Origin of the sequence: Streptomyces sp. NRRL WC-3549, from assembly GCF_000721935.1 — a bacterium.
Lineage (GTDB): Bacteria > Actinomycetota > Actinomycetes > Streptomycetales > Streptomycetaceae > Streptomyces.
In genome coordinates this window covers 99,481-101,243 of sequence record NZ_KL585423.1, presented here as the reverse complement: position 1 = coordinate 101,243, position 1,763 = coordinate 99,481, and the positions used below count along the sequence as shown (strand labels likewise).

Here is a 1,763-nt window from a genome sequence, read left to right as displayed (position 1 = left end):
ATGTGTATAAGAGACAGCCCCGCGGCCGTCGGCGACGGCCCGCACGGTACGGGCGAGCAGCCCCATGTCCGTGGCCACCGACCAGTTGTCGACGTACCAGAGATCGAGGCGCACGGTCTCCTGCCAGGACAGGTCCGAGCGCCCGCTGACCTGCCACAGGCCGGTCATTCCGGGTCGGACGGCGAGCCGCCGCAACTCCCGCTCGTCGTAGTGCTCCACCTCGTCCGGCAGCGGCGGACGCGGACCCACCAGGGACATGTCACCCCGTAAGACGTTGAGGAGTTGGGGGAGTTCGTCGACCGACGTACGGCGCAGCGTGTGGCCGATCCGGGTGACCCGCGGGTCGCGGCGCATCTTGAACATCGGCCCCTCGCTCTCGTTGGCCGGGGCCAGCCGCTCCCTGCACCTCTCCGCGTCCGCCACCATCGTGCGGAACTTCCACAGGGTGAAAGGGGTGTTGTGGAGCCCGCGCCGGACCTGGCGGTGGAAGACCGGGCCGCGCGAGGTGAGCCGCACCGCCAGCGCGACGGCGAGGAACAGCGGTGCCAGCACCAGCAGGCCCAGGGCCGCCCCGGCCCGGTCGACCAGCGTCTTGAGCGCCGCCTGCGGGCCGTGCCGCAGCGGAGGTGCCACGTGCAGCAGCGTCAGCCCGGCGACGGAGACGGGCCGGACCCGGGCGGCCGCCGTCCCGGAGAGGTCGGAGAGCACGCACAGCGCGATGCCTCCGTCGTGCAGGCCCCACGAGAGCCGGCGCAGCCGGTCGTCGGTGAGCGCCGGGCCGGGCGCCACGAGCACCAGGTCCGCGTCGTGGGCGAAGGCGCTGCCGAGCACCGTGGACACGTCGTCGCCGCCCACCGGCACGGCGGCCACCACGGCGTACGGGTGGCCCGTACGGGAGGTGAGCCTGCCGACCGCGCGGTCCAGGCCGGCCGTCTCGCCCACCACCAGCACCCGGCGGGCGGGTCCACCGCGCCCGGCGGCCCGCCACCGTGCCACCGCGACGGTCACCAGGGCCACCGCCAGGCCGGGCACCAGGGCCGGCAAGGCGGTCACCGGGTCCGGCCGCCGGGCCGTCACCGCCAGCAGCACGACGAGCGTCCCGACGAGCACGAGCCAGTCGCCGAGCGATGGGGACAGGGCCCCGGGCCGCGCGGGGAGCCGCTCCGCGTACCGGCCGCGCGCGGCGCGCACGGCCACCCAGACGAGGGCGGCGAGGGCGGCGGTGGCCCAGGGGCGCGGGGCGCCGGCCGTGTGCAGCACCCACCAGGCGGGGACGCCCATGCCCGTCAGGTCGGTCAGGGCGAGGAGCGCCGTACGCCGGTCCGGCCCGCCGGCCGCCGGGCGCGGCCGTGGGGTGTCACGGGGCGAGTCCGGCGCCCTCCACGGCTGTTCGAGCGCCGGCGTGCGCCGGTGCGCGGCCGGCGAGCGCGGCCGTGGGGCCCCCGCCAGCCCCACCGGCCCGGATGTATCCCTTTCGGGTAATTCGACATGTCCCATGAGCCCCCCAGCCACAGTCACATCCCCCGAACGGGGCGCATCCGCCGATCCCGGGGACTGACGGACGCGCTCTCGCTCGGTGCACGATATCCACACACGTGCCGTTTCGCTGGAGTTCCGGCGAAGTTCGGGGAGGCGGGGCCGTCCGGTCTCCCGGCGTCGCGGAAGGGGTCTCCGGTCCCGCGCGCCGTGCTGCGGTTCCAGCGGTTCCGGCAGGCGGAGCGGCGTGCCGACCGGGCCCGCGCCCGCGACGGCTCCCGCCGCGG

1 protein-coding gene is annotated in these 1,763 nt (G+C 76.2%); it reads right to left on the bottom strand.

Annotated features, from left to right (window positions below):
* Positions 1-1,455 (bottom strand): sugar transferase (locus IH13_RS0126810; RefSeq protein ID WP_082317712.1); only part of this gene is annotated, 1,455 nt, incomplete at its 3' end.
* Between the last annotated feature and the right edge of the window lie 308 nt (positions 1,456-1,763).